Origin of the sequence: Rahnella sp. RcJ3 (assembly GCF_009498575.1) — a bacterium.
Taxonomy (GTDB): Bacteria; Pseudomonadota; Gammaproteobacteria; order Enterobacterales; family Enterobacteriaceae; genus Rahnella; species Rahnella aceris.
Genome location: NZ_QSNX01000009.1, coordinates 1 through 22831 on the forward strand (window position 1 = coordinate 1; position 22831 = coordinate 22831).

A 22831-nucleotide genomic window follows, 5' to 3' on the forward strand; every position below is an offset into this window, starting at 1 on the left:
TCCATGATGAGCATGAACCCTTTTTACACGAGCCACCGGATCGGTCAACTGATCCTTAAACGATCGGCATTAGCCATTGGCAGCCTTTTTCTTTTTGATCGCGTGTTAATCGGAGGGCGTATTAACGGGTGTCTGGTGAAAGTGTCAGCGAGCTTTGTAATGCAACATCCGGTAGCCAGCATTGTGCGCTGAGGCCAGTGTTGCCGGGGCGATTTCGCAATATCAGCGTACCGCCATGCAGGTGCGCAATCCGCACCACAATATTTAAGCCCAGGCCGCTGCCTCCATAACGTTGGTCGACGCGCTTAAAAGCCTGTGTCAGTTCACTGGCCTTCGTTTCATCAATACCCGGACCGGCATCGTCTATCTTTATCAGGAATCCGTTGTCTTGCGGTGCAATTGTGATGCCGATGTCGCTATTTTCAGGCCCGTAGCGGTAAGCATTTTCGACCAGATTGCGTACCATTAAACGTAGCAGCACAGCATCCCCCTGAATTTCAGCACGAGGCGGCAGGTGTATTTTCAAGTTTTGACCGCGTTCACTGAGCATTTCACACAGCTCTTCTCTGAGCGGCTCAACGACGTTACTGATCAGGTCAACCTGCTGATATTCGCCTTTGGCAAAATTCTGTCCGGCGCGGGCAAGCATAAGTAACTGCTCTATGATATGCATTAACTGGTCGATGCGGCTTATCAGAGTATCGCTGCCTTCTACGCCTTTTTTGTGCATTATTTCCAGATGCAACCGGACGCCTGCCAGTGGAGTGCGCAACTCATGAGCCGCATCCGCAGTGAACAATCGTTCCTGCTGAATAGTGCTGGAGAGACGGGAAAAAAGCTGATTCAATGCATTCGTCACGGCCACAATCTCCCTGGTTTCGCTGTTGAGTGGCAGGGGAGAGAGGTTATCGGCTGAACGGGTCTCCAGTCGTTTTTGTAACTGGTTAAGAGGCCGAATAATCCAGCTGATGGCCCAAAAGGACAGTACCAGAGTAATACTCATCATGAGTAAGGAAGGGGCAATCAGTGAAGCAATGGCTTCTGCAATTTCTTTCTCAACGTGCGCGTTACGCACTTTGGCTGACAGGGTGTCATTGACCAGCAGGTTAATTTGTTCCTGGCTCTCGTGCCAGAGCCAGAAAATACTGATGAGCTGAGTCACGAACAGGATCAGAGCCAGCATAACCAGAAGGCGGCGGCGCATACTGGTCATACGATTATTTCCAGCCTGTAGCCGATACCACGTACAGTTCTGATGACTTCTTTACCCAATTTGCGGCGCAGATTATGAACATGTACCTCAAGCGTATTGGAGCCTAAATCATCCTGCCAGGTATAGAGATCTTGCTGGAGCAACTCGCGGTTTACAGTCTGCCCGGCACGCATCATCAGTCGTGACAAAATCGCGAACTCTTTGGGCGTGACCTCTACCGGCGCATCATTGAGATAAGCCTGCTGAGAGGAGAGATTGATTTTCAGGTTGCCGACGGAAATCTGGTTGTCACTCTGCCCCTGATAACGGCGGATCAGGGCGCGGACACGGGCCTGTAATTCGACTAAGGCAAAGGGTTTAATCAGATAGTCATCGGCACCGGCGTCAAGGCCATCGACGCGGTCTTCAAGTGCATCGCGGGCGGTAAGAATCAACACGGGCAGGGAAATACTTTGACGTCGCCACTGGCGCAGCAGCGTTGCGCCATCTTTGTCTGGCAATCCTAAATCCAGGATCACCAGACTGTACTGACTGGTTTGGATCAGACTCTGCGCCTCGGCCGCGGTTGACGCGCAGTCGCAGGCATAATTTTCACTGGTAAGTGCCAGCGTTAATCCCTGCCGTAAAAGTTCATCATCTTCAACTATCAGCAGTTTCATCGTCTGGCACTTCTCCGTGGTTAATTATTTTGGTAGATATCCCTGTAGAGACGGCTTTCAAAGCGCACCAGCGGTGCACGCCGTGTACGTTGATCTTCAGGGGGAACAGCATAGCCTGAAAGGAACTGCACAAAGGCCATACGCTGTCCGCTGGCTGTGGTGATGAAACCTGCCAGATTATATACGCCAGACAGTGAACCGGTTTTTGCCGATACTTTGCCGTCGACACCCGCTTCATGCAGACCACCGCGGTACTGTAAGGTTCCGTCATGGCCAGCTAAAGGCAACATCGAAATAAAATCTAATTCTTTGTCGTGCTGGGCGATATATTGCAGCACCTGCATCATTGTGGCCGGTGACAATAAATCATGGCGTGAAAGCCCGGAACCATCAACCTGAATCGAGTTACCCAAATCCACGCCTGCTTTCTGACGCAAAATCTGACGAACCGCGTCTGAGCCCGCCCGCCATGTTCCCGGCACACCAAAACGCTGATGACCAATCGTACGGAAGACCGTATCAGCGATCATGTTGTCTGATTTCTTAAGCATCTGATGCAGCAAATCATGCAGGGGCACTGATTGCGTTTGTGCCAGAACCGTACCTGCTGGTGTCGGCTGGGTTTGACGTTTCAGGGTGCCGTCAATCTGGATATCTGCCTGCAACAGCTCATCTTTAAGAATCGCACCGGCATAACTGGCACCATCCTGAATAGCAAAAGCCAGTGGCAGAGGCTCGCTGCGTTGAGTCAGACAACCAGTGAGTGTATATCGGTTGAATTCACCCGGGACGACATCCAGTTCGCAATACTGCGCATCCGGAGAGCCTTTTGCCAGCGTGCGGACTTCACTGAACATATGCACTGGATAATAAGAGGCTACGCGAATAAACGCGTTCTCGTCAGGTTTAGGCGCGCTATAGAGAGATACCGAGAAACAGTTTCTGTCGACAATTGCGGCTGCTGGGGGAGCGCTGAAGCATTGGGTGATATCGTTCCATGGCCATCCGGGAGCTTTGTCATGGCTTGCAAACACGGAAGTGTTAATGACCACATCGCCAGTGATTTCTTTGACGCCCTGTTTTTTCAAAACAGCGACCATATTCCGAATATTCTGGCGCTTCAGGGTCGGGTCACCAGAAAACCGAGCGACCAGATCTCCCTTGAGAACTCCGTCAGAAACAGAACCCGATGTTTCGAGTGTAGTGGTGAAACGGAAATCAGGCCCCAACTGCAACAGCGCAGCCAGTGCCGTCAGAATCTTCATAGTACTGGCAGGCAGCGCCATCTGGGTACCGTGATAATCGATCACAGGCGCAGGGGCGCCAATTTTCTGTACCAGCACCGCCAGATTCGTGCCATCAGGCAGATATTCTGTGTAATTTTCGATCTGAGCCGCATTTGTATTCAGAACAAACGCGCATGCTAATCCACTGACAATTCGTAAAAAACGCATTATTTTGAGTAAAGGCTCTGAGTAACGGCAGGATAATGTGGTGCCATACTACGATGCTACGAACCAAGGCGCAACGTGGCTGAAAGTAAACGATGATCCTCAAGGAACTCTACGTTAAAATACGAATCAAAATGCGAAATGATTCCTGGCCTGGTGGCAACGCCGGGTGAGGTTTTTTTTGTTTTTCGCCAGAGAGTCGGTCAGAAGAACTGGCTTAATTTCTTACCTGATTCAATCAGGACGGTGTTTACCGAAAGGACCAAGTTAGAGGTAATAAATATATGAAACCGATTCCGATGACGTTACGTGGCGCAGAAAGATTACGTGAAGAACTGGACCATCTGAAGAGCGTCCGTCGCCCGAAAATCATTTCTGATATCGCGACCGCACGTGAGCATGGTGATTTGAAAGAGAATGCTGAATACCATGCTGCGCGTGAACAGCAGGGTTTTTGTGAAGGCCGTATCCAGGAAATCGAAGCTAAGCTTTCGAATGCTCAGGTTATTGATGTGACCAAAATGCCCGCAACCGGCCGTGTCATTTTTGGTGCGACAGTGACTGTGATGAACCTGGACACTGAAGAAGAACAAAAATACCGCATCGTGGGTGATGACGAAGCAGATTTTAAGCAAAATCTGATTTCTGTGAATTCCCCGATTGCCCGCGGTTTGATTGGCAAAGAGCAGGATGATGTTGTTGTCATCAAAACGCCTGGCGGCGATGTTGAGTTTGAAGTATTGAAGGTCGAATACCTCTAAAATCTGCATTAAAAAGGGCGAAACGTGATGTTTCGCCCGATAATTCTCACATTCATGCAGTGAATTGCTTCACAGTAAATTGAAAACTAAAGTAAAAAGGCCTGCTCAGACCTTCCCCTGAACGTGATTTCGTGGCACCTTTCCGAAAATCTACAGCGCTTTTCGTTAAACCTTAATGGATTAACGCGGTAAGATAATTTTGCGGTCTTCGGTGGAAGGGCGATAAAGTACCAGCATATTGCCGATGACTTGCACATTACACGCCTTGGTTTCACGCACAATCGCGTCTACGATCAAAGACTTCGTTTCGCGTTCTTCTGCCGCGACTTTAACCTTGATCAGTTCGTGATGTTGCAGCGCCTGTTCGATTTCGGCGAGCACACCCTCAGTCAGCCCGTTGTTGCCCAGCATAACAACCGGTTTCAGGGGATGCGCGAGGCCTTTCAGGTACTGTTTTTGTTTATTGTTAAGATTCATCGTCTTTTTTGCTTAAGTTGGGATTGAAAACGGGTCATTCTACCGCCATCTCATGTATATCACCAACCCGGACTGCTTCGGGGAGGGAATAATACTGACTTAGCCATAGACGTCATGATGCTAACAGCTTGTTCCAAAAGCTCTAACTCAGGGTGGTTGGAAAACTATATGGTTACTAAATAATGTCTAATAAAAAGCGTTCTGCAAGTTCCAGTCGCTGGTTGCAGGAACACTTTAGCGATAAATATGTGCTACAGGCACAGAAAAAAGGGCTGCGTTCCCGTGCCTGGTTTAAACTTGATGAAATACAGCAAGGCGATAAGCTGTTTAAACCGGGTATGACGGTGGTTGATTTAGGAGCAGCTCCTGGTGGTTGGTCACAGTATGTGGCGACGCAGATCGGTAACAAAGGGCGAATTATTGCTCTTGACCTTTTACCTATGGATCCTATTGTTGGAGTCGACTTCCTTCAAGGGGATTTTCGTGATGAATTAGTTCTCAAAGCGCTGCTTGAACGCGTGGGAGAAAGCAAGGTTCAGGTGGTCATGTCCGATATGGCCCCTAATATGAGCGGTACTCCGGCAGTCGATATTCCAAAATCGATGTATCTGGTTGAATTAGCATTGGATATGTGTCGGGATGTATTAGCACCAGGCGGAAGTTTCCTGGTGAAGGTGTTTCAGGGAGATGGCTTTGATGAATACCTGCGGGAAATTCGCTCCCTGTTTACGAAGGTGAAGATTCGTAAGCCAGACGCTTCCCGAGCACGTTCGCGAGAAGTGTACATCGTAGCGACAGGGCGGAAACTGTAGTTCCCTAACGCTGTTTGTTAACACAGTTGTAATATGAGGTTAATCCCTTGAGTGACATGGCGAAGAACCTGATCCTCTGGTTAGTCATCGCGGTTGTATTGATGTCTGTATTTCAGAGTTTTGGTCCCAGCGAATCTAATGGTAACAAGGTAGATTACACTACCTTTACAACCGAAGTAGCCCAAGACCAGGTCCGTGAAGTACGTATCAATGGACGTGCGATTGACGTTATCAAAAAAGACAGCAGCAAATACACAACCTATATTCCGGTTAATGATCCTAAATTGCTGGATACGCTGCTGAGCAAAAACGTGAAAGTTGTTGGTGAACCGCCTGAACAGCAGAGTTTCCTGGCGACTATCTTCATTTCATGGTTCCCGATGCTGCTTCTGATTGGCGTCTGGATATTCTTTATGCGACAGATGCAGGGTGGCGGTGGTAAAGGCGCAATGTCCTTTGGTAAAAGCAAAGCCCGCATGCTGACGGAAGACCAAATCAAAACTACGTTTGCTGACGTTGCAGGTTGTGACGAAGCGAAGGAAGAGGTGAGCGAGCTGGTTGATTACCTGCGTGAACCAAGCCGTTTCCAGAAACTGGGCGGTAAAATTCCTAAAGGCGTTCTGATGGTGGGTCCTCCGGGTACGGGTAAGACCTTGCTGGCTAAAGCCATTGCCGGTGAAGCCAAAGTCCCGTTCTTTACGATTTCGGGTTCTGACTTCGTTGAAATGTTCGTCGGTGTGGGTGCATCACGTGTCCGTGACATGTTCGAACAGGCGAAGAAAGCGGCTCCATGTATCATCTTCATCGATGAAATTGACGCCGTTGGCCGTCAGCGTGGTGCAGGTTTAGGCGGTGGTCATGATGAACGTGAGCAAACCCTGAACCAGATGCTGGTTGAGATGGATGGTTTCGAAGGTAACGAAGGTATTATCGTTATTGCCGCGACCAACCGTCCGGATGTTCTGGACCCTGCGTTGCTGCGTCCGGGCCGTTTTGACCGTCAGGTTGTTGTCGGCTTGCCAGATGTCCGTGGCCGTGAACAGATCCTGAAAGTTCACATGCGTCGTGTTCCGCTGGCGACAGATGTTGATGCTTCTGTGATTGCCCGTGGTACACCAGGATTCTCTGGTGCTGACCTGGCTAACCTGGTCAACGAAGCTGCACTGTTCTCTGCTCGTGGTAACAAACGTGTGGTGTCGATGGTCGAGTTCGAAAAAGCCAAAGACAAAATCATGATGGGTGCTGAGCGCCGTTCCATGGTAATGACCGAATCGCAGAAAGAGTCCACTGCATATCACGAAGCGGGACACGCCATCATTGGCCGTCTGGTTCCTGAACATGACCCAGTGCACAAGGTGACCATTATCCCTCGTGGCCGTGCATTAGGTGTGACTTTCTTCCTGCCCGAAGGTGATGCGATCAGCGCCAGCCGTCAGAAACTCGAAAGTCAGATTTCTACCTTATATGGTGGCCGTCTTGCTGAAGAGATTATTTACGGTGTGGAAAAAGTGTCTACCGGTGCGTCTAACGATATCAAAGTAGCCACGTCGATTGCCCGTAACATGGTTACGCAGTGGGGCTTCTCAGATAAATTAGGTCCGTTGCTGTATGCGGAAGAAGAAGGTGAAGTCTTCCTCGGTCGTTCAGTCGCGAAAGCTAAGCATATGTCTGATGAAACCGCCCGTATCATCGATCAGGAAGTTAAGTCTCTGGTTGAACGTAACTACGTTCGTGCGCGTACTTTGCTGATGGAAAACATGGATATCCTTCATTCAATGAAAGATGCCCTGATGAAGTATGAAACCATCGATGCACCGCAAATTGATGACCTGATGAACCGTACTGAAGTTCGCCCGCCAGCTGGCTGGGACGATGCTAACGGCAAAAACGGTAACAGCAGCTCCAATGACGGCGGTACGCCAAAAGCGCCAACGCCTGTCGACGAACCTCGTACGCCGAATCCTGGCAACACGATGTTTGAGCAATTCAGCGGCAAGTAAGAGGCTGATTGGAAAATAATGCTGATGACACTCAACCCCGGGCTTGCCCGGGGTTTTTTATGCGTGCATTCTTTGCCTCGGAATTTGAAAAGCCTTTATTGATTGATCAGAAGGGACGTGATTTATGCACCTCACTGCCAGAGAGTCCAGATTGGATCTCACTTACCCCCAGGTTATGGGGATCCTGAACGTTACCCCCGACTCATTTTCCGATGGCGGGCGACATAACACGCTTGATCTTGCTCTCAGACATGCTCAGGCAATGGTTGATGCAGGCGCGACAATTCTCGACATCGGTGGTGAATCGACCCGCCCTGGTGCAGCAGAAGTCAGCGAAGATGAGGAACTGGCCCGTGTGGTGCCGGTAGTCGAAGCCATTGCGCAGCGTTTTGATGTCTGGATCTCCGTCGATACCTCAAAAGCCGCCGTGATCCGTGAAGCGGCAAATGCGGGCATGCATCTGATCAACGATATCCGTTCACTTCAGGAGCCCGGTGCGCTACAGGCTGCGGCCGAAACAGGTTTGCCTGTTTGTCTGATGCACATGCAGGGTGACCCCAAAACGATGCAGCATGCCCCGCATTACGACAATGTCGTTGCGCAGGTGGATCAGTATTTTTTTGAGCAAATTGCCCGTTGTGTTAACGCCGGCATTGCGAAAGAGAAATTGTTGCTCGATCCGGGCTTCGGTTTCGGTAAAAATTTGGAGCATAACTATCAGTTGCTCGCACGGTTGGCTGAGTTTCATCACTTTGGCATGCCATTGTTAGTGGGGATGTCGAGGAAATCCATGGTGGGGCAACTTCTGCATGTTTCTCCTGAGAAACGGGTTACCGGAAGTGTTGCTTGTGCTGTGATCGCTGCCATGCAAGGTGCTAAGATCGTGCGTGTACATGATGTAAAAGAAACCGTTGAAGCGATGCGTATCGTGGAAGCGACACTTTCTGCAAGGGATAAAAACTAATTATGAGCAACCGTAAATACTTTGGGACAGATGGCATCCGCGGAAAAGTGGGCGATACCCCGATTACCCCTGATTTTGTTCTGAAACTAGGCTGGGCGGCTGGCAAAGTATTAGCACGCCACGGTTCGCGTAAAGTGATCATCGGTAAAGATACCCGCATTTCGGGTTATATGCTGGAATCAGCGTTAGAGGCAGGGCTTGCTGCTGCAGGTTTATCGGCTTCTTTCACCGGCCCGATGCCAACGCCTGCCGTGGCTTACCTGACACGTACTTTCCGTGCAGAAGCGGGCATCGTTATTTCAGCCTCGCATAATCCTTACTACGATAACGGCATTAAGTTTTTCACAATCGACGGGACTAAATTACCTGACGAAGTGGAAGAGGCGATTGAAGCTGAGCTTGAAAAACCACTGACATGTGTTGAATCTGCCGAACTGGGTAAAGCCAGCCGCATCGTGGATGCCGCCGGTCGTTACATCGAATTCTGTAAAGGCACATTCCCGACAGAACTGAGTCTGAACAGTCTGAAAATTGTGGTCGACTGTGCCAACGGCGCTACTTATCACATTGCACCTAGCGTTTTGCGCGAATTGGGGGCAAAAGTCATCGCTATCGGCTGTGAGCCGGATGGGATGAACATCAACGAAGAGTGCGGCGCAACGGATGTCCGTCAGTTGCAGCAGCGTGTTCTGGCTGAAAAAGCAGATGTCGGGCTGGCTTTTGACGGCGATGGTGATCGCCTGATCATGGTTGATCACGAAGGCAATAAAGTTGATGGCGACCAAATCCTCTACATCATTGCGCGTGAAGGGCTTCGTCAGGGCCAGTTGAAAGGCGGTGCTGTCGGCACGCTGATGAGCAATATGGGCCTCGAGCTGGCCTTAAAGCAACTGGGCATTCCCTTTACCCGTGCGAAAGTAGGTGATCGCTACGTACTGGAAAAAATGCAGGAAAAAGGTTGGCGGATCGGGGCTGAGAACTCAGGCCATATCATTTTGCTGGATAAAACCACTACCGGTGATGGCATTGTGGCAGGTTTGCAAGTGCTTACCGCGATGGTGCGCAATCATATGAGCTTGCATGACCTGTGCAGCGGCATGAAATTGCTTCCGCAGATCCTGATCAACGTCCGTTTTGCTGGTGAACATGATCCGCTGGAATCCGATGAGGTTAAGCAGGTCACGGCTGAAGTTGAAAAGCAGTTAGCGGGCCGCGGTCGGGTGCTGTTGCGTAAATCAGGTACCGAACCTCTGCTGCGCGTAATGGTCGAAGGGGAAGATGCCGAGCTGGTGGAAAAACTGGCCAACCGTATTGCGGATGCCGTCAAAGCGGTCAAAGCGTAAGCCGATAAAAAACGGTAAATTTTCGGTGAGTTTCTCGCTGCCGGACCTCCTGGCAGCATGTTTTATCCCGATTTGCCGTTTTTTTCCGCAAACGAACAGTTTGATGAAAATTGCCCTTGCACGGTAATACGGCTTTGGTTAGTATTCACACCCGCTTCAGTGGGTCCTTTGATGACCTGCTAAATGGTGAGAAGCAATTGGCATGCGGTGAACCCGCGAGGATACAGGTACTACTATGTACGACGCTCTTCTGGTGATTTTCCTTATCGTAGCAATTGGGCTTATCGCTCTGGTTATGCTGCAACAAGGTAAAGGCGCTGATATGGGAGCCTCTTTCGGGGCAGGTGCTTCTGGCACATTGTTCGGTTCGAGTGGTTCCGGTAACTTCATGACCCGCATGACCGGCGTTTTGGCAGCATTGTTCTTTATCATTAGTTTGATTCTCGGGAACATGAGCACCAATAAAGGCCAAAAAGGCAGTGAGTGGGAAAACCTGAGTCAGCCAGCTAAAACTGAGCAGACGACTGCACCGGCAGCTCCAGCAGCGCCTAACAGTGACGTTCCTCACTAAGCAGTAAACTTCTTATCAAAGAAGCTAAGTTTTCAAACAGTGGCTTATGCTTGGACAGTATAAGCGATTGTGAAAAAAAAGAGTGCCGAGGTGGTGGAATTGGTAGACACGCTACCTTGAGGTGGTAGTGCCCGAATGGGCTTACGGGTTCAAGTCCCGTCCTCGGTACCAATCTTTATGATAATTTGCTTTTTAGCGGTTATCGGCGTAGTATTTGCCACGTTTTCGGACGCGGGGTGGAGCAGCCTGGTAGCTCGTCGGGCTCATAACCCGAAGGTCGTCGGTTCAAATCCGGCCCCCGCAACCACTTTCCCTAAGTGTTTATTTCAAATAGACTTTCAGTATCTTCCTGTGATGTTCTGCAGCTTCAATTTGAAAACAACACTTCGCGAAAGTTGTACCGAAGCCGCTATGCGGCGAATAGGGTCCAGTTGCATAAAGCCCCGATTTATCGGGGTTTTTTGTTATTTGGCAACAGAATCACTGGGCTATTTAGCCCTTTTTTTATGTCTTGGGGGTGGGCTTGTCCACATTAGAACAAAAATTAACAGAGCTGATTACAGCACCAGTCGAGGCACTTGGCTTTGAGCTGGTGGGCATCGAGTTCGTTCGGGCTCGCCAATCGACGTTGCGCATCTATATTGATAGTGACGCCGGGATCAATGTTGATGATTGTGCTGATGTCAGCCACCAGGTGAGCGCTGTGCTGGACGTTGAAGATCCAGTCACTGTCGCCTACAACCTGGAAGTTTCCTCTCCAGGCCTTGATCGTCCTATGTTCACCGCTGAACATTATCAACGTTTTCTTGGCGATGAAGTCAGTGTTGTTTTGCGCATGGCAGTGCAAAACCGCCGCAAATGGCAAGGCATCATTAAAGCTGTCGAAGGCGAGATGATCACGGTGACAGTGGAAGGGAAAGATGAAGTGTTCGCACTGAGCAACATCCAGAAAGCGAACCTGGTACCCCACTTTTAAAGAGTTTGGAAGAGGCAACTAGGATGAACAAAGAGATTCTGGCTGTTGTAGAAGCAGTTTCTAATGAAAAATCCCTCCCGCGCGAGAAGATTTTTGAAGCGCTGGAAATTGCATTATCAACGGCGACCAAGAAAAAATACGAGCAGGAAATCGAAGTCCGCGTCAGCATTGACCGCAAAACAGGCGACTTCGATACTTTCCGTCGCTGGGTAGCAGTCAACGAAGTGACTCAGCCGACCCGTGAAATCACCCTCGAAGCTGCACAATACGAAGATCCGTCAATCGACCTCGGCGGATATATTGAAGATCAAATTGAGTCGGTCACTTTCGACCGCATCACTACGCAGACTGCTAAACAAGTTATCGTACAGAAGGTACGTGAAGCAGAACGCGCGATGGTGGTTGATCAGTTCCGTGAGCAGCAAGGTGAAATTGTTACTGGCGTCGTTAAGAAAGTTAACCGTGACAGTATTGCGCTGGATTTAGGCAGCAACGCTGAAGCTGTTATCCTGCGAGAAGACATGCTTCCTCGTGAAAACTTCCGCTCCGGCGACCGTATTCGTGGGGTGCTGTATGATGTTCGCCCTGAAGCACGTGGTGCTCAGCTGTTCGTCAGCCGTTCACGAAACGAGATGCTGATTGAACTGTTCCGCATCGAAGTGCCGGAAATTGGCGAAGAACTGATCGAAATTAAAGCGGCAGCTCGTGATCCGGGTTCCCGTGCAAAAATCGCTGTAAAAACTAACGACAAACGTATCGACCCGGTCGGTGCTTGTGTCGGCATGCGTGGTGCACGCGTTCAGGCCGTTTCCAGTGAACTGGGCGGTGAACGCATTGATATCATCCTTTGGGATGACAATCCTGCGCAATTTGTTATCAACGCAATGGCACCGGCAGACGTCGCTTCCATCGTAGTTGATGAAGATAAATGCACCATGGATATCGCCGTTGAAGCCAGCAATCTGGCACAGGCGATTGGCCGCAATGGCCAGAACGTGCGTTTGGCCTCCCAATTGTTGAAACAGCATCGTGGTGATGACAAGTGGGAACTGAACGTGATGACAGCAGACGACCTGCAAGCCAAACATCAGGCTGAGGCACACGCTGCGATTGATACCTTTACCAAATATCTGGCCATCGATGAAGATTTCGCCACGGTTCTGGTTGAAGAAGGTTTCTCTACGCTTGAAGAACTGGCTTACGTGCCAGTTAACGAACTACTTGAAATCGACGGCCTGGATGAAGACACCGTGGATGCGCTGCGCGAACGTGCGAAAGAAGCGCTGACCACACTGGCTTTAGCTCAGGAAGAAAGTCTCGGTGACAAAAAGCCTGCTGACGATCTGCTTAATCTGGCGGGTCTGGAACGTAGCATGGCATTTAAACTGGCTGCACAAGGGGTTTGTACGCTGGAAGATCTTGCCGAGCAGGGTGTCGACGATCTGGCTGATATTGAAGGTCTTACTGACGAGCAGGCTGGTGAACTTATCATGGCCGCGCGCAATATCTGCTGGTTTGGCGACAACGCGTAATAAACTGTAGCAGGAAGGAACAGCATGACAGATGTAACTGTAAAATCGCTGGCGGCAGAGATTCAGACTCCGGTAGATCGCCTGGTACAGCAATTTGCTGATGCAGGGATCTCGAAGTCCGAAGCTGACTCTGTGACCCAGCAAGAAAAAGAAACTTTATTGTCGCATCTGAATGGTGGAAATTCAGGTGCGTCAAACAAACTGACGTTACAACGCAAAACGCGTAGTACACTGAATATTCCGAGCACCGGCGGGAAGAGTAAATCGGTGCAAATCGAGGTCCGCAAGAAACGCACTTATGTTAAACGTGATATGACCGAGGCAGAACTTGCCCAGGCCGAAGCGGAAGAGCAGGCGAAGCGTGACGCGGAAGAACAGGCACAGCGTGCAGCAGCGGAGCAAGCCCAGCGCGAAGCTCAGGAAAAAGCCAAACGCGCCGCCGAAGAGCAAGCTAAACGTGAGGCCGCTGATAAAGCTAAGCGTGATGCAGCGGAAAAAGATAAAGTGACCAACCAAAATACCGATGAAGTAACTAAACCAGCTCAGGCAGAGAAAGCACGCCGTGAAGCTGAAGCCGCAGAGCTGAAACGCAAAACGGAAGAAGAAGCCCAGCGTAAGATTGAAGAAAACGCCAAGCGCATCGCAGAAGAGGCCCGTAAAATGGCTGACTCTGGTGTCTGGACTGAAGCTACTGCACCAAGCGAATCAGAATCTGCTGACTATCATGTCACCACTTCTACCCATGCTCGTGCTGCTGAAGACGAAAATGACGCCAAAGTTGAAGGCGAACGTCGCAGCCGTACTCGCGGTGGCAAAGCGACCAAACAGAAAAAAGGCAACAAGCTGTCCGAATCTAAAGCGGATCGCGAAGAAGCCCGTGCTGTTGGCCGTAACGGTAAAGGTAAGCGTAAGCCAAGTACCTTACAGCAGAGCTTTAACAAGCCTGTTGTTGCCGTGAACCGTGATGTTGTAGTGGGTGAAACCATTACTGTTGCTGAGCTGGCAAACAAAATGGCAGTTAAAGGTTCTCAGGTCATCAAAACCATGATGAAACTGGGCGCCATGGCCACCATCAACCAGGTCATTGATCAGGAAACTGCTCAACTGGTTGCAGAAGAAATGGGTCATAAAGTTATCCTGCGTCGTGAGAACGAGCTGGAAGAAGCGCTGATGAGCGATCGTGACACGGGTGCTTCTGCAGCCGCTGAGCCACGCGCTCCGGTTGTGACCATCATGGGCCACGTTGACCACGGTAAAACCTCATTGCTTGACTACATTCGTTCAACGAAAGTGGCAGCAGGCGAGGCCGGTGGTATTACCCAGCATATCGGTGCTTACCACGTAGAAACCGAAAACGGCATGATCACCTTCCTGGATACTCCGGGACACGCCGCGTTTACCTCAATGCGTGCTCGTGGTGCTCAGGCAACGGATATCGTTGTACTGGTTGTTTCTGCAGATGATGGCGTGATGCCACAAACCATCGAGGCCGTACAGCATGCGAAAGCTGCTGGCGTGCCAATCGTGGTTGCAGTGAACAAAATTGATAAGCCAGATGCTGATCCGGATCGTGTTCGTACCGAACTGTCTCAATACGGCGTTATGCCGGAAGAGTGGGGCGGCGAATCTCAGTTCATCCACGTTTCTGCGAAAGTCGGTACCGGTATTGACGATTTGCTGCAAGCTATCTTGCTGCAAGCCGAAGTTCTGGAACTGAAAGCAGTTCGCACCGGTATGGCAAGCGGCGTTGTGATCGAGTCCTTCCTGGACAAAGGTCGTGGCCCGGTTGCTACCGTACTGGTTCAGGAAGGTACGCTGAACAAAGGCGACATCATTCTGTGTGGCTTTGAATACGGCCGTGTCCGTGCGATGCGTGACGAAATGGGGCGTGATATTACGTCTGCGGGTCCTTCTATCCCTGTCGAAGTACTGGGTCTGTCCAGTGTACCGGCTGCGGGGGATGAAGTTACCGTTGTACGTGATGAGAAAAAAGCCCGTGAAGTTGCTCTGTATCGTCAGGGTAAATTCCGCGAAGTTAAACTGGCTCGCCAGCAGAAATCTAAACTGGAAAACATGTTTGCGAACATGACTGAAGGTGAAGTTTCTGAACTGAACATTGTTCTGAAGTCAGACGTTCAGGGTTCATGTGAAGCGATTTCTGATGCATTGCAAAGCCTTTCTACTGACGAAGTTAAAGTTAAGATCGTCGGTATGGGTGTCGGTGGTATCACTGAAACTGATGCCACACTGGCCGCTGCTTCTAACGCGATCATTCTGGGCTTCAACGTCCGTGCAGATGCGTCTGCCCGCCGCGTCGTAGAAAGCGAAAGCCTGGATCTGCGTTACTACTCTGTCATCTATAACCTGATTGACGAAGTCAAACAGGCGATGAGCGGTATGTTGGCGCCAGAATACAAACAGCAAATCATCGGCCTGGCTGAAGTTCGTGACGTGTTCAAGTCACCTAAATTCGGTGCTATCGCAGGTTGTATGGTGACTGAAGGTATGATCAAGCGTAACAACCCAATCCGTGTACTGCGTGAAAACGTGGTGATCTACGAAGGCGAACTGGAATCCCTGCGTCGCTTCAAAGATGACGTTGCTGAAGTGCGTAACGGCATGGAATGTGGTATTGGCGTTAAGAACTACAACGATGTGCGTACTGGTGATGTGATCGAAGTCTTCGAAATCATCGAGATCAAACGTACTATCGCTTAACGTTTGCGAAGTAGCTGATATCCAGATGGGGGGCCTTGCGCCCCCTTATTTGTCTGGAGCAAGTGAGGAGAAAAGCATCATGGCAAAAGAATTTAGCCGTACTCAACGTGTCTCCCAGGAGATGCAAAAAGAAATCGCCATCATCTTACAGCGTGAAGTCAAAGACCCGCGCGTAGGCATGGCGACAGTTTCAGGCGTAGAAGTATCACGCGACCTGGCGTATGCCAAAGTGTTCGTCACCTTCCTGGACGTGCTGACGACTGACAATCACGATCCTGATCGTGTCAAAAATGGCATCAAAGCTTTGCAGGACGCGTCAGGTTTCATCCGTACCCTGATCGGTAAAGCGATGCGTTTACGTGTCGTACCAGAACTGACTTTCGCTTACGACAACTCTTTGGTTGAAGGTATGCGTATGTCCAATCTGGTGACCAATGTCGTGAAGAACGATGCTGAACGCCGTTCAGCTGCAGGCGATGACGAGGAAGCATAATGAGTCGCCCACGTCGCCGCGGCCGTGACATACACGGCGTTCTGCTACTGGACAAATCTTTAGGCTTGTCTTCTAACGATGCCCTGCAAAAGGTTAAACGCCTTTATAACGCTAACCGCGCAGGCCATACCGGTGCGCTCGATCCCTTAGCAACCGGTATGTTGCCGCTGTGCCTGGGTGAAGCGACCAAGTTTTCCCGGTTCCTGCTTGATTCTGACAAACGCTATCGCGTGATTGCCCGCATGGGACAACGTACGGATACGTCAGACGCCGAAGGTGCCATCATTTCCGAACGTGAAATGACTTTCACTCAGCAGCAACTGGACGACGCACTCGACAGTTTCCGCGGAGAAACTCAGCAAATTCCTTCCATGTATTCAGCATTGAAATATGAAGGGAAAAAACTGTACGAATATGCACGTCAGGGCATCGAAGTCCCGCGAGAATCACGCAGCATTACCGTGTATGAATTGCAGTTTATACGCTGGGAAGGCTTTGATGTTGAGCTGGAGATTCATTGCTCAAAAGGCACTTACATCCGCACGATTGTCGATGATCTTGGTGAGAAACTGGGCTGTGGTGCGCACGTGACTTATCTGCGTCGTTTGCAGGTGGCAACTTATCCTTCAGAGCGAATGGTCACTATGGAAAAACTCCATGAGCTGATCGCTCAGGCAGAAGAGCAGGGCATTGAGCCGCGCTTGCTGCTGGATCCTTTGTTGTTGCCGATGGATAGCGCATGTGAAGATTTCCCGGAAGTGAATCTGTTGCCTGTGGTGGCCGGATATGTCAAACAGGGTCAACCTGTTCAGGCATCTGGTGCGCCCGTCAGCGGTATGGTTCGCATCACTGAAGGCGAAGAACGTAAGTTTATCGGTGTAGGAGAAATTGATGATGATGGCCGCATTGCGCCACGTCGTCTGGTCGTTGAATACACCGACTAAGCGCTTTCTGCCCACCTTGCGATCATATATAGCAAAGGGTAGAATAGCGCAGCTTATGCATTGGGTTGCTGAATTAGAGATCGGCACCCGTTTAATTATCTATAATATTTTGGAGTAAGATTATGTCTCTAAGCGTTGAAGCTAAGGCTCAGATCGTTTCCGACTTCGGTCGCGGCACTAACGACAGTGGTTCTACCGAAGTTCAGGTTGCTCTGCTGACTGCTCAAATTAACCATCTGCAAGGTCACTTTGCAGAACACAAAAAAGATCACCACAGCCGTCGTGGTCTGCTGCGTATGGTTTCTCAGCGTCGTAAACTGCTGGACTACCTGAAGCGTAAAGATGTAGCGCGTTACACCGGCCTGATCGAACGTCTGGGTCTGCGTCGCTAATCAAGCGAGTTTCAGTGTAAAGGGGCCAATAGGCCCCTTTATTCTAGGAAGCTCAGCCAAATCAGGGTACTGTATGGCTGCGGTTTCTACTGTTATTCTAAGAACATGAACTTCCGTTACAGATGTTTTCGCGCGGCTAATGAGAGACTTTATTGCCACTTTGTCAGGCATATAAGGATTGTCATTAGTCGCGAGAATGTAGTGAGAAGCTCGGATATTTATCGGCGTGAACTGCTGTCATAACAGCTGCGCGCCACAAAAAAGGATATTACATTGCTTAATCCGACTATTCGTAAATTCCAATACGGCCAGCACACCGTTACGCTGGAAACTGGCATGATGGCTCGTCAGGCAACTGCCGCTGTTATGGTTAGCATGGACGACACCGCGGTATTCGTTACCGTTGTTGGCCAGAAAAAAGCTAAACCAGGTCAGAGCTTCTTCCCGCTGACTGTTAACTATCAGGAGCGTACTTACGCTGCTGGTCGTATCCCGGGTAGCTTCTTCCGTCGCGAAGGCCGTCCAAGTGAAGGCGAAACACTGACTTCACGTCTGATTGACCGCCCGATTCGCCCGCTGTTCCCGGACTCTTTCCTGAATGAAGTTCAGGTTATCGCGACGGTCGTTTCTCTGAACCCACAAGTTAACCCTGACATTGTTGCGATGATCGGTGCGTCTGCTGCCCTGAGCCTGTCTGGTATTCCATTCAATGGCCCGATCGGTGCTGCACGCGTGGGTTACATCAACGATCAGTATGTTCTGAACCCAACCGCAGATGAGCTGAAAACAAGCCGTCTGGACCTGGTTGTTGCCGGTACTCAGGGCGCGGTTCTGATGGTTGAGTCTGAAGCTGAAGTGTTGAGCGAAGATCAGATGCTGGGCGCAGTGGTATTCGGCCACGAACAACAACAAATCGTTATCGACAACATCAACTCACTGGTTGCTGAAGTTGGTAAGCCGAAATGGGACTGGCAGCCAGAAGCGGTTAACGCAGAGCTGCACGCTCGCGTCGCTGCCTTGTCTGAATCCCGTCTGGGTGATGCGTACCTGATCACCGAGAAACAAGAACGTTACAACCAGATTAATGTGATCAAAGCTGACGTTGTTCAGGCTCTGCAAGCTGAAGACGAATCCCTGGACGCTGGTGAAATCTCTGACATTCTGGGCAGCATCGAGAAGAATGTGGTTCGTAGCCGTGTGTTGCGTGGCGAGCCGCGTATTGATGGTCGCGAAAAAGACATGATCCGTGGTCTGGACGTGCGCACTGGCGTTCTGCCACGTACTCACGGTTCTGCTTTGTTCACCCGTGGCGAAACTCAGGCGCTGGTCACTGCCACTCTGGGTACTGCGCGTGATGCACAGAACCTGGATGAGCTGATGGGCGAAAAAACTGACAGCTTCCTGTTCCATTACAACTTCCCTCCGTACTCAGTAGGTGAAACTGGGATGGTGGGTTCGCCAAAACGTCGTGAGATTGGCCATGGCCGTCTTGCTAAACGTGGCGTGCTGGCGATGATGCCAAAACCAGAAGACTTCCCGTACACCGTACGTGTGGTTTCTGAAATCACTGAATCCAACGGTTCATCTTCAATGGCTTCTGTTTGTGGCGCATCTCTGGCCCTGATGGACGCAGGTGTTCCGATTAAAGCCGCTGTTGCGGGTATCGCAATGGGTCTGGTTAAAGAAGGCGAAAGCTTTATCGTTCTGTCCGACATTCTGGGTGACGAAGATCATCTGGGCGACATGGACTTTAAAGTGGCCGGTAGCCGCGACGGTATCACCGCGCTGCAAATGGACATTAAAATCGAAGGTATCACCCGCGAAATCATGCAGGTGGCTCTGAATCAGGCTAAGGGTGCACGTCTGCACATTCTGGGCGTGATGGAACAAGCTATCAGCATTCCACGTGGCGATATCTCTCAGTTTGCTCCGCGTATCCACACCATCAAGATCAGCCCGGACAAAATCAAGGACGTGATCGGTAAAGGTGGTTCTGTGATTCGTGCGCTGACCGAAGAAACCGGCACCACGATCGAAATCGAAGATGACGGTACTGTGAAAATCGCAGCCACCGATGGCGAGAAAGCGAAATACGCTATTCGTCGTATCGAAGAGATCACTGCTGAAATCGAAGTTGGCCGTATCTATCAGGGTAAAGTGACCCGTATCGTAGACTTTGGCGCATTTGTTGCCATCGGCGGCGGTAAAGAAGGTCTGGTGCATATTTCTCAAATCGCTGACAAGCGTGTAGAGAAAGTGACTGATTACCTGCAGATGGGCCAGGAAGTTCCGGTTAAAGTTCTCGAAGTTGACCGTCAGGGTCGTGTGCGTCTGAGCATCAAAGAAGCTACCGCACCTTCTCAGGACGAAACAACTGAGCAACCTGCAGCAGAATAATCTGTAACAGAAGTTTTACAGCTCCTTTCCATTTGGGAAGGAGCTGTTCGTCTCACGGACGCAGGACGCGTTTGTGTTAAGCAAGCGGATGACAGGATGTTCATCCAATGTTTGTCTCCGGGAGTAGAAATGAAGCCTTTCTTGCGCTGGTGTTATGTTGCGACAGCACTTATGTTGGCAGGATGCAGCAACCATGATTGGCGTAAAAATGAAGTTCTGGCGATTCCGTTGCAGCCGACGTTGCAGCAGGAAGTCATCCTGGCACGCATGGAACAAATACTTGCCAGTCGGTCATTAACCGATGATGAGAGAGCACAGCTATTATATGAGCGCGGTGTGCTGTATGATAGTCTCGGGCTAAGAGCACTGGCGCGAAATGATTTTTCACAAGCGCTGTCTATTCGTCCTGATATGCCAGAAGTTTTTAACTACCTGGGGATTTACCTAACGCAGGCAGGCAATTTCGATGCTGCCTATGAAGCGTTTGATTCTGTACTAGAGCTTGATCCAACTTACAACTACGCGCGTTTGAACCGAGGTATCGCCCTGTATTACGGTGGCCGATTCTCGTTAGCGCAGGATGATCTGCAGGCGTTTTATCGAGACGATCCAAATGATCCCTTCCGTTCGTTATGGCTTTATCTTGCGGAGCGAGAAATCAATCCAAAGAATGCCGACGTAGCGCTTCAACAGCGTTATGACAAAGCGGACAGAGGGCAATGGGGATGGAATATCGTCGAATTCTACCTGGGCAAAATCAGCGAATCTACGCTGATGGAACGCCTCAAGGCAGAAGCAACGGATAACACTTCGCTCGCTGAGCATCTCAGTGAAACTGACTTCTATTTAGGTAAACATTACCTAAGTCTGGGGGACAAGAACAGCGCCGCGGCACTGTTCAAACTGACGGTAGCTAACAACGTCCATAACTTTGTTGAGCACCGCTATGCATTGTTGGAATTGGCACTTTTGGGCCATGAGCAAGACGACCTATCAGAATCGGACCAGCAATAGCTGACGACACCAATCAGCCTTTTAATCATGGTATTTACCATTTTTAAGCGCCTTAACGGGCGAGGGTTGCTTTGTTCGTTTTATAATCTAATTTGAGCCGGTTCACACTTTTCAATGAAAATGACTGAAAATTTTCTCGACGAGTTATGTAGACTGGCTGCCATTATTAATGAGGCACGTGTACATGACTACTGAGCTTGAAACCTCTTTTGCTGACCTGGGGCTGTCTGCTCCGATCATTTCTGCCCTTACTGATTTGGGCTACGAAAAACCTTCACCAATCCAGGCTGAGTGTATTCCTCACCTGTTAAGTGGCCGCGACGTTCTGGGTATGGCTCAGACAGGTTCCGGTAAAACAGCCGCATTCTCTTTACCGCTGCTGCACAATATTGATGCTTCACTGAAAGCACCACAAATTCTTGTTCTGGCACCTACCCGCGAACTGGCGGTTCAGGTTGCTGAAGCAATGACTGATTTCTCTAAACACATGCATGGCGTGAATGTGGTTGCCCTTTATGGCGGCCAGCGCTATGACGTCCAGTTGCGCGCACTGCGTCAGGGACCACAAGTTGTTGTGGGTACACCGGGCCGCCTGCTGGACCACCTGAAACGCGGCACCCTGAACCTCTCTAACCTGAGTGGCCTGGTGCTGGACGAAGCTGATGAAATGCTGCGTATGGGCTTCATCGAAGACGTCGAAACTATCATGGCGCAGATCCCGGCTGAACATCAGACCGCGTTGTTCTCTGCAACTATGCCAGAAGCTATCCGTCGCATTACCCGTCGCTTCATGAAAGATCCTCAGGAAGTGCGTATCCAGTCAAGCGTGACCACGCGTCCTGACATCAGCCAGAGCTACTGGTCTGTCTACGGTCTGCGCAAAAACGAAGCGCTGGTGCGTTTCCTGGAAGCAGAAGATTTTGATGCGGCGATCATCTTCGTTCGTACCAAAAACGCAACGCTGGAAGTGGCTGAAGCGCTGGAACGCAGTGGCTACAGCAGTGCTGCACTGAACGGTGACATGAACCAGGCACTGCGCGAGCAGACTCTGGAACGTCTGAAAGATGGCCGTCTGGACATTTTGATCGCAACCGACGTGGCAGCACGTGGTCTCGATGTAGAACGTATCAGCCTGGTTGTTAACTACGACATCCCGATGGACTCAGAATCTTACGTTCACCGTATCGGTCGTACCGGCCGTGCTGGCCGTGCGGGTCGCGCACTGCTGTTCGTTGAGAACCGTGAACGTCGTTTGCTGCGTAACATTGAACGCACCATGAAGCTGACCATTCCAGAAGTTGAAATCCCAACTGCAGAAGTTCTGGGCGAACGTCGTCTGGCTAAGTTTGCAGCGAAAGTTCAGCAACAACTGGAAAGCAGCGATCTGGATCAATACCGTGCGCTGCTGGCGAAACTGCAACCTGCAGAAGAGCTGGACGTTGAAACACTGGCGGCGGCACTGTTGAAAATGGCACAGGGCGAACGTCCTTTGATCGTTGCAGCGGATCCGGTCTTCAAAAGCCGTCCACCACGTCGTGAATTCGAGGAACGTGGTGACCGCGGTGATCGTGGCGATCGTCGTGACCGTCCGGTACGTAGCAATGATCGTCCTGCACGTGATGGCGACAGCCCACGTCGTGAGCGTCGTGACGCTGGCGAAATGGAACTGTATCGCATCGAAGTGGGTCGTGACGATGGCGTTGAAGTTCGTCACATCGTTGGCGCTATCGCTAACGAAGGCGACATCAGCAGCCGTTACATCGGTAACATCAAGCTGTTCGGTACGCACTCTACTATCGAATTGCCGAAAGGTATGCCGGGCGAGATCCTGTCTCACTTCACCCGTACACGTATCCTGAATAAACCGATGAACATGCAGTTGATCGGTGATGCGGTGCCACAGGCTCCACGTCGTGATCGTCCGGCCGGTGCTGGCGGTGAGCGTCGTGGTAACGGTGCTCCGCGTCCGTTCAACGGTGAACGTCGTGAAGGTGCCCGTGGTACTGGTGCTCCACGTACTTTCAGTGGTGACCGTCGTGAAGGCGCTTCAGCCGCAGGTGACCGTCGTCCGCCAAGCCGCGCACCACGTCGTACTTCTGACGCATAATCTGATT

20 protein-coding genes and 2 tRNA genes are annotated in these 22831 nt (G+C 50.5%); 18 read left to right on the plus strand and 4 right to left on the minus strand.

Annotated features, from left to right (window positions below; genetic code table 11):
- Positions 1 to 121: 121 nt before the first annotated feature.
- Genes pmrB through dacB form a run of 3 tightly spaced genes read right to left on the minus strand, consistent with a single transcriptional unit; the run spans position 122 to position 3326 of the window.
- The gene (gene pmrB, locus DXU84_RS13025) at positions 122 to 1213 is read right to left on the minus strand and encodes a two-component system sensor histidine kinase PmrB (RefSeq protein WP_153375954.1); all 1092 of its coding nucleotides are present in this window, start codon (positions 1211 to 1213) and stop codon (positions 122 to 124) included.
- Entirely contained in the window at positions 1210 to 1872 is a 663-nt protein-coding gene (pmrA, locus tag DXU84_RS13030) for a two-component system response regulator PmrA (protein WP_013573810.1), read from the minus strand. Before pmrA ends, pmrB begins: the two co-directional genes overlap by 4 nt.
- Positions 1873 to 1892: 20 nt before the next feature.
- On the minus strand, positions 1893 to 3326 hold the full coding sequence (gene dacB, locus DXU84_RS13035) for a serine-type D-Ala-D-Ala carboxypeptidase (RefSeq protein ID WP_013573811.1): 1434 nt from the start codon (positions 3324 to 3326) through the stop codon (positions 1893 to 1895).
- Positions 3327 to 3607: 281 nt separating this feature from the next.
- Here dacB and greA point away from each other — a divergent pair, with 281 nt between their 5' ends.
- Positions 3608 to 4084, plus strand: coding sequence for a transcription elongation factor GreA (greA, locus tag DXU84_RS13040; RefSeq protein WP_013573812.1), 477 nt, complete (start codon positions 3608 to 3610; stop codon positions 4082 to 4084).
- A gap of 180 nt (positions 4085 to 4264) precedes the next feature.
- Here the strand turns inward: greA and yhbY are convergent, their stop codons facing one another.
- A complete protein-coding gene (yhbY, locus tag DXU84_RS13045) occupies positions 4265 to 4561 on the minus strand; it encodes a ribosome assembly RNA-binding protein YhbY (RefSeq protein ID WP_013573813.1) in 297 nt (98 codons plus the stop codon).
- Between the two features lie 182 nt (positions 4562 to 4743).
- On the opposite strand from yhbY, the gene rlmE reads away from it, so the two are divergent.
- The 17 genes from rlmE to DXU84_RS13130 all read left to right on the plus strand — a co-directional run bounded on the left by rlmE (position 4744) and on the right by DXU84_RS13130 (position 22824).
- Positions 4744 to 5373, plus strand: a complete 630-nt coding sequence (gene rlmE / locus DXU84_RS13050) for a 23S rRNA (uridine(2552)-2'-O)-methyltransferase RlmE (protein WP_013573814.1) — start codon at positions 4744 to 4746, stop codon at positions 5371 to 5373.
- A gap of 56 nt (positions 5374 to 5429) precedes the next feature.
- Positions 5430 to 7373: an ATP-dependent zinc metalloprotease FtsH gene (gene ftsH / locus DXU84_RS13055; RefSeq protein WP_014411568.1), complete on the plus strand. Its 1944-nt coding sequence runs from the start codon at positions 5430 to 5432 to the stop codon at positions 7371 to 7373.
- Positions 7374 to 7497: 124 nt separating this feature from the next.
- The gene (gene folP / locus DXU84_RS13060) at positions 7498 to 8337 is read left to right on the plus strand and encodes a dihydropteroate synthase (protein ID WP_013573816.1); all 840 of its coding nucleotides are present in this window, start codon (positions 7498 to 7500) and stop codon (positions 8335 to 8337) included.
- A gap of 2 nt (positions 8338 to 8339) precedes the next feature.
- On the plus strand, positions 8340 to 9680 hold the full coding sequence (gene glmM / locus DXU84_RS13065) for a phosphoglucosamine mutase (protein WP_037034237.1): 1341 nt from the start codon (positions 8340 to 8342) through the stop codon (positions 9678 to 9680).
- 235 nt (positions 9681 to 9915) lie between these two features.
- Entirely contained in the window at positions 9916 to 10251 is a 336-nt protein-coding gene (gene secG / locus DXU84_RS13070) for a preprotein translocase subunit SecG (RefSeq protein ID WP_013573818.1), read from the plus strand.
- Positions 10252 to 10335: 84 nt separating this feature from the next.
- Positions 10336 to 10422: transfer RNA gene (locus DXU84_RS13075), tRNA-Leu, on the plus strand.
- A 59-nt stretch (positions 10423 to 10481) separates the two neighbouring features.
- Positions 10482 to 10558 (plus strand) — tRNA-Met (locus DXU84_RS13080).
- Positions 10559 to 10774: 216 nt separating this feature from the next.
- Positions 10775 to 11227 carry a ribosome maturation factor RimP gene (rimP, locus tag DXU84_RS13085; RefSeq protein WP_014411570.1) on the plus strand — a complete coding sequence of 151 codons (453 nt, stop codon included), beginning with the start codon at positions 10775 to 10777 and terminating at the stop codon, positions 11225 to 11227.
- Positions 11228 to 11250: 23 nt separating this feature from the next.
- Entirely contained in the window at positions 11251 to 12759 is a 1509-nt protein-coding gene (gene nusA / locus DXU84_RS13090; RefSeq protein WP_013573819.1) for a transcription termination factor NusA, read from the plus strand.
- 24 nt (positions 12760 to 12783) lie between these two features.
- Complete coding sequence (infB, locus tag DXU84_RS13095) at positions 12784 to 15477, plus strand: translation initiation factor IF-2 (protein WP_013573820.1); 2694 nt, start codon at positions 12784 to 12786, stop codon at positions 15475 to 15477.
- A 79-nt stretch (positions 15478 to 15556) separates the two neighbouring features.
- A complete protein-coding gene (gene rbfA / locus DXU84_RS13100) occupies positions 15557 to 15970 on the plus strand; it encodes a 30S ribosome-binding factor RbfA (RefSeq protein WP_014333704.1) in 414 nt (137 codons plus the stop codon).
- Complete coding sequence (gene truB, locus DXU84_RS13105; protein ID WP_013573822.1) at positions 15970 to 16914, plus strand: tRNA pseudouridine(55) synthase TruB; 945 nt, start codon at positions 15970 to 15972, stop codon at positions 16912 to 16914. The genes rbfA and truB overlap by 1 nt, the downstream gene beginning before the upstream one ends.
- A 122-nt stretch (positions 16915 to 17036) precedes the next feature.
- On the plus strand, positions 17037 to 17306 hold the full coding sequence (rpsO, locus tag DXU84_RS13110; protein ID WP_013573823.1) for a 30S ribosomal protein S15: 270 nt from the start codon (positions 17037 to 17039) through the stop codon (positions 17304 to 17306).
- A 273-nt stretch (positions 17307 to 17579) separates the two neighbouring features.
- Complete coding sequence (gene pnp, locus DXU84_RS13115; protein WP_013573824.1) at positions 17580 to 19703, plus strand: polyribonucleotide nucleotidyltransferase; 2124 nt, start codon at positions 17580 to 17582, stop codon at positions 19701 to 19703.
- A 129-nt stretch (positions 19704 to 19832) separates the two neighbouring features.
- Positions 19833 to 20717 (plus strand): lipoprotein NlpI, encoded by an 885-nt coding sequence (gene nlpI, locus DXU84_RS13120; protein ID WP_014333708.1) that lies wholly within the window; start codon positions 19833 to 19835, stop codon positions 20715 to 20717.
- A 120-nt stretch (positions 20718 to 20837) separates the two neighbouring features.
- On the plus strand, positions 20838 to 20912 hold the full coding sequence (yrbN, locus tag DXU84_RS25390; protein WP_223499600.1) for a protein YrbN: 75 nt from the start codon (positions 20838 to 20840) through the stop codon (positions 20910 to 20912).
- Complete coding sequence (locus tag DXU84_RS13130) at positions 20902 to 22824, plus strand: DEAD/DEAH family ATP-dependent RNA helicase (protein WP_013573826.1); 1923 nt, start codon at positions 20902 to 20904, stop codon at positions 22822 to 22824. Before yrbN ends, DXU84_RS13130 begins: the two co-directional genes overlap by 11 nt.
- Positions 22825 to 22831: the final 7 nt, after the last annotated feature.

Excerpts from the sequence above, each read along its gene's own strand:
- pmrB (WP_153375954.1), bottom strand. The coding sequence starts at position 1,213 with ATGACCAGTATGCGCCGCCGCCTTCTGGTTATGCTGGCTCTGATCCTG.
- pmrA (WP_013573810.1), bottom strand. The coding sequence starts at position 1,872 with ATGAAACTGCTGATAGTTGAAGATGATGAACTTTTACGGCAGGGATTA.
- dacB (WP_013573811.1), bottom strand. The coding sequence starts at position 3,326 with ATGCGTTTTTTACGAATTGTCAGTGGATTAGCATGCGCGTTTGTTCTG.
- greA (WP_013573812.1), top strand. The coding sequence starts at position 3,608 with ATGAAACCGATTCCGATGACGTTACGTGGCGCAGAAAGATTACGTGAA.
- yhbY (WP_013573813.1), bottom strand. The coding sequence starts at position 4,561 with ATGAATCTTAACAATAAACAAAAACAGTACCTGAAAGGCCTCGCGCAT.
- rlmE (WP_013573814.1), top strand. The coding sequence starts at position 4,744 with ATGTCTAATAAAAAGCGTTCTGCAAGTTCCAGTCGCTGGTTGCAGGAA.
- ftsH (WP_014411568.1), top strand. The coding sequence starts at position 5,430 with ATGGCGAAGAACCTGATCCTCTGGTTAGTCATCGCGGTTGTATTGATG.
- folP (WP_013573816.1), top strand. The coding sequence starts at position 7,498 with ATGCACCTCACTGCCAGAGAGTCCAGATTGGATCTCACTTACCCCCAG.
- glmM (WP_037034237.1), top strand. The coding sequence starts at position 8,340 with ATGAGCAACCGTAAATACTTTGGGACAGATGGCATCCGCGGAAAAGTG.
- secG (WP_013573818.1), top strand. The coding sequence starts at position 9,916 with ATGTACGACGCTCTTCTGGTGATTTTCCTTATCGTAGCAATTGGGCTT.
- nusA (WP_013573819.1), top strand. The coding sequence starts at position 11,251 with ATGAACAAAGAGATTCTGGCTGTTGTAGAAGCAGTTTCTAATGAAAAA.
- infB (WP_013573820.1), top strand. The coding sequence starts at position 12,784 with ATGACAGATGTAACTGTAAAATCGCTGGCGGCAGAGATTCAGACTCCG.
- rbfA (WP_014333704.1), top strand. The coding sequence starts at position 15,557 with ATGGCAAAAGAATTTAGCCGTACTCAACGTGTCTCCCAGGAGATGCAA.
- truB (WP_013573822.1), top strand. The coding sequence starts at position 15,970 with ATGAGTCGCCCACGTCGCCGCGGCCGTGACATACACGGCGTTCTGCTA.
- rpsO (WP_013573823.1), top strand. The coding sequence starts at position 17,037 with ATGTCTCTAAGCGTTGAAGCTAAGGCTCAGATCGTTTCCGACTTCGGT.
- nlpI (WP_014333708.1), top strand. The coding sequence starts at position 19,833 with ATGAAGCCTTTCTTGCGCTGGTGTTATGTTGCGACAGCACTTATGTTG.
- DXU84_RS13130 (WP_013573826.1), top strand. The coding sequence starts at position 20,902 with ATGACTACTGAGCTTGAAACCTCTTTTGCTGACCTGGGGCTGTCTGCT.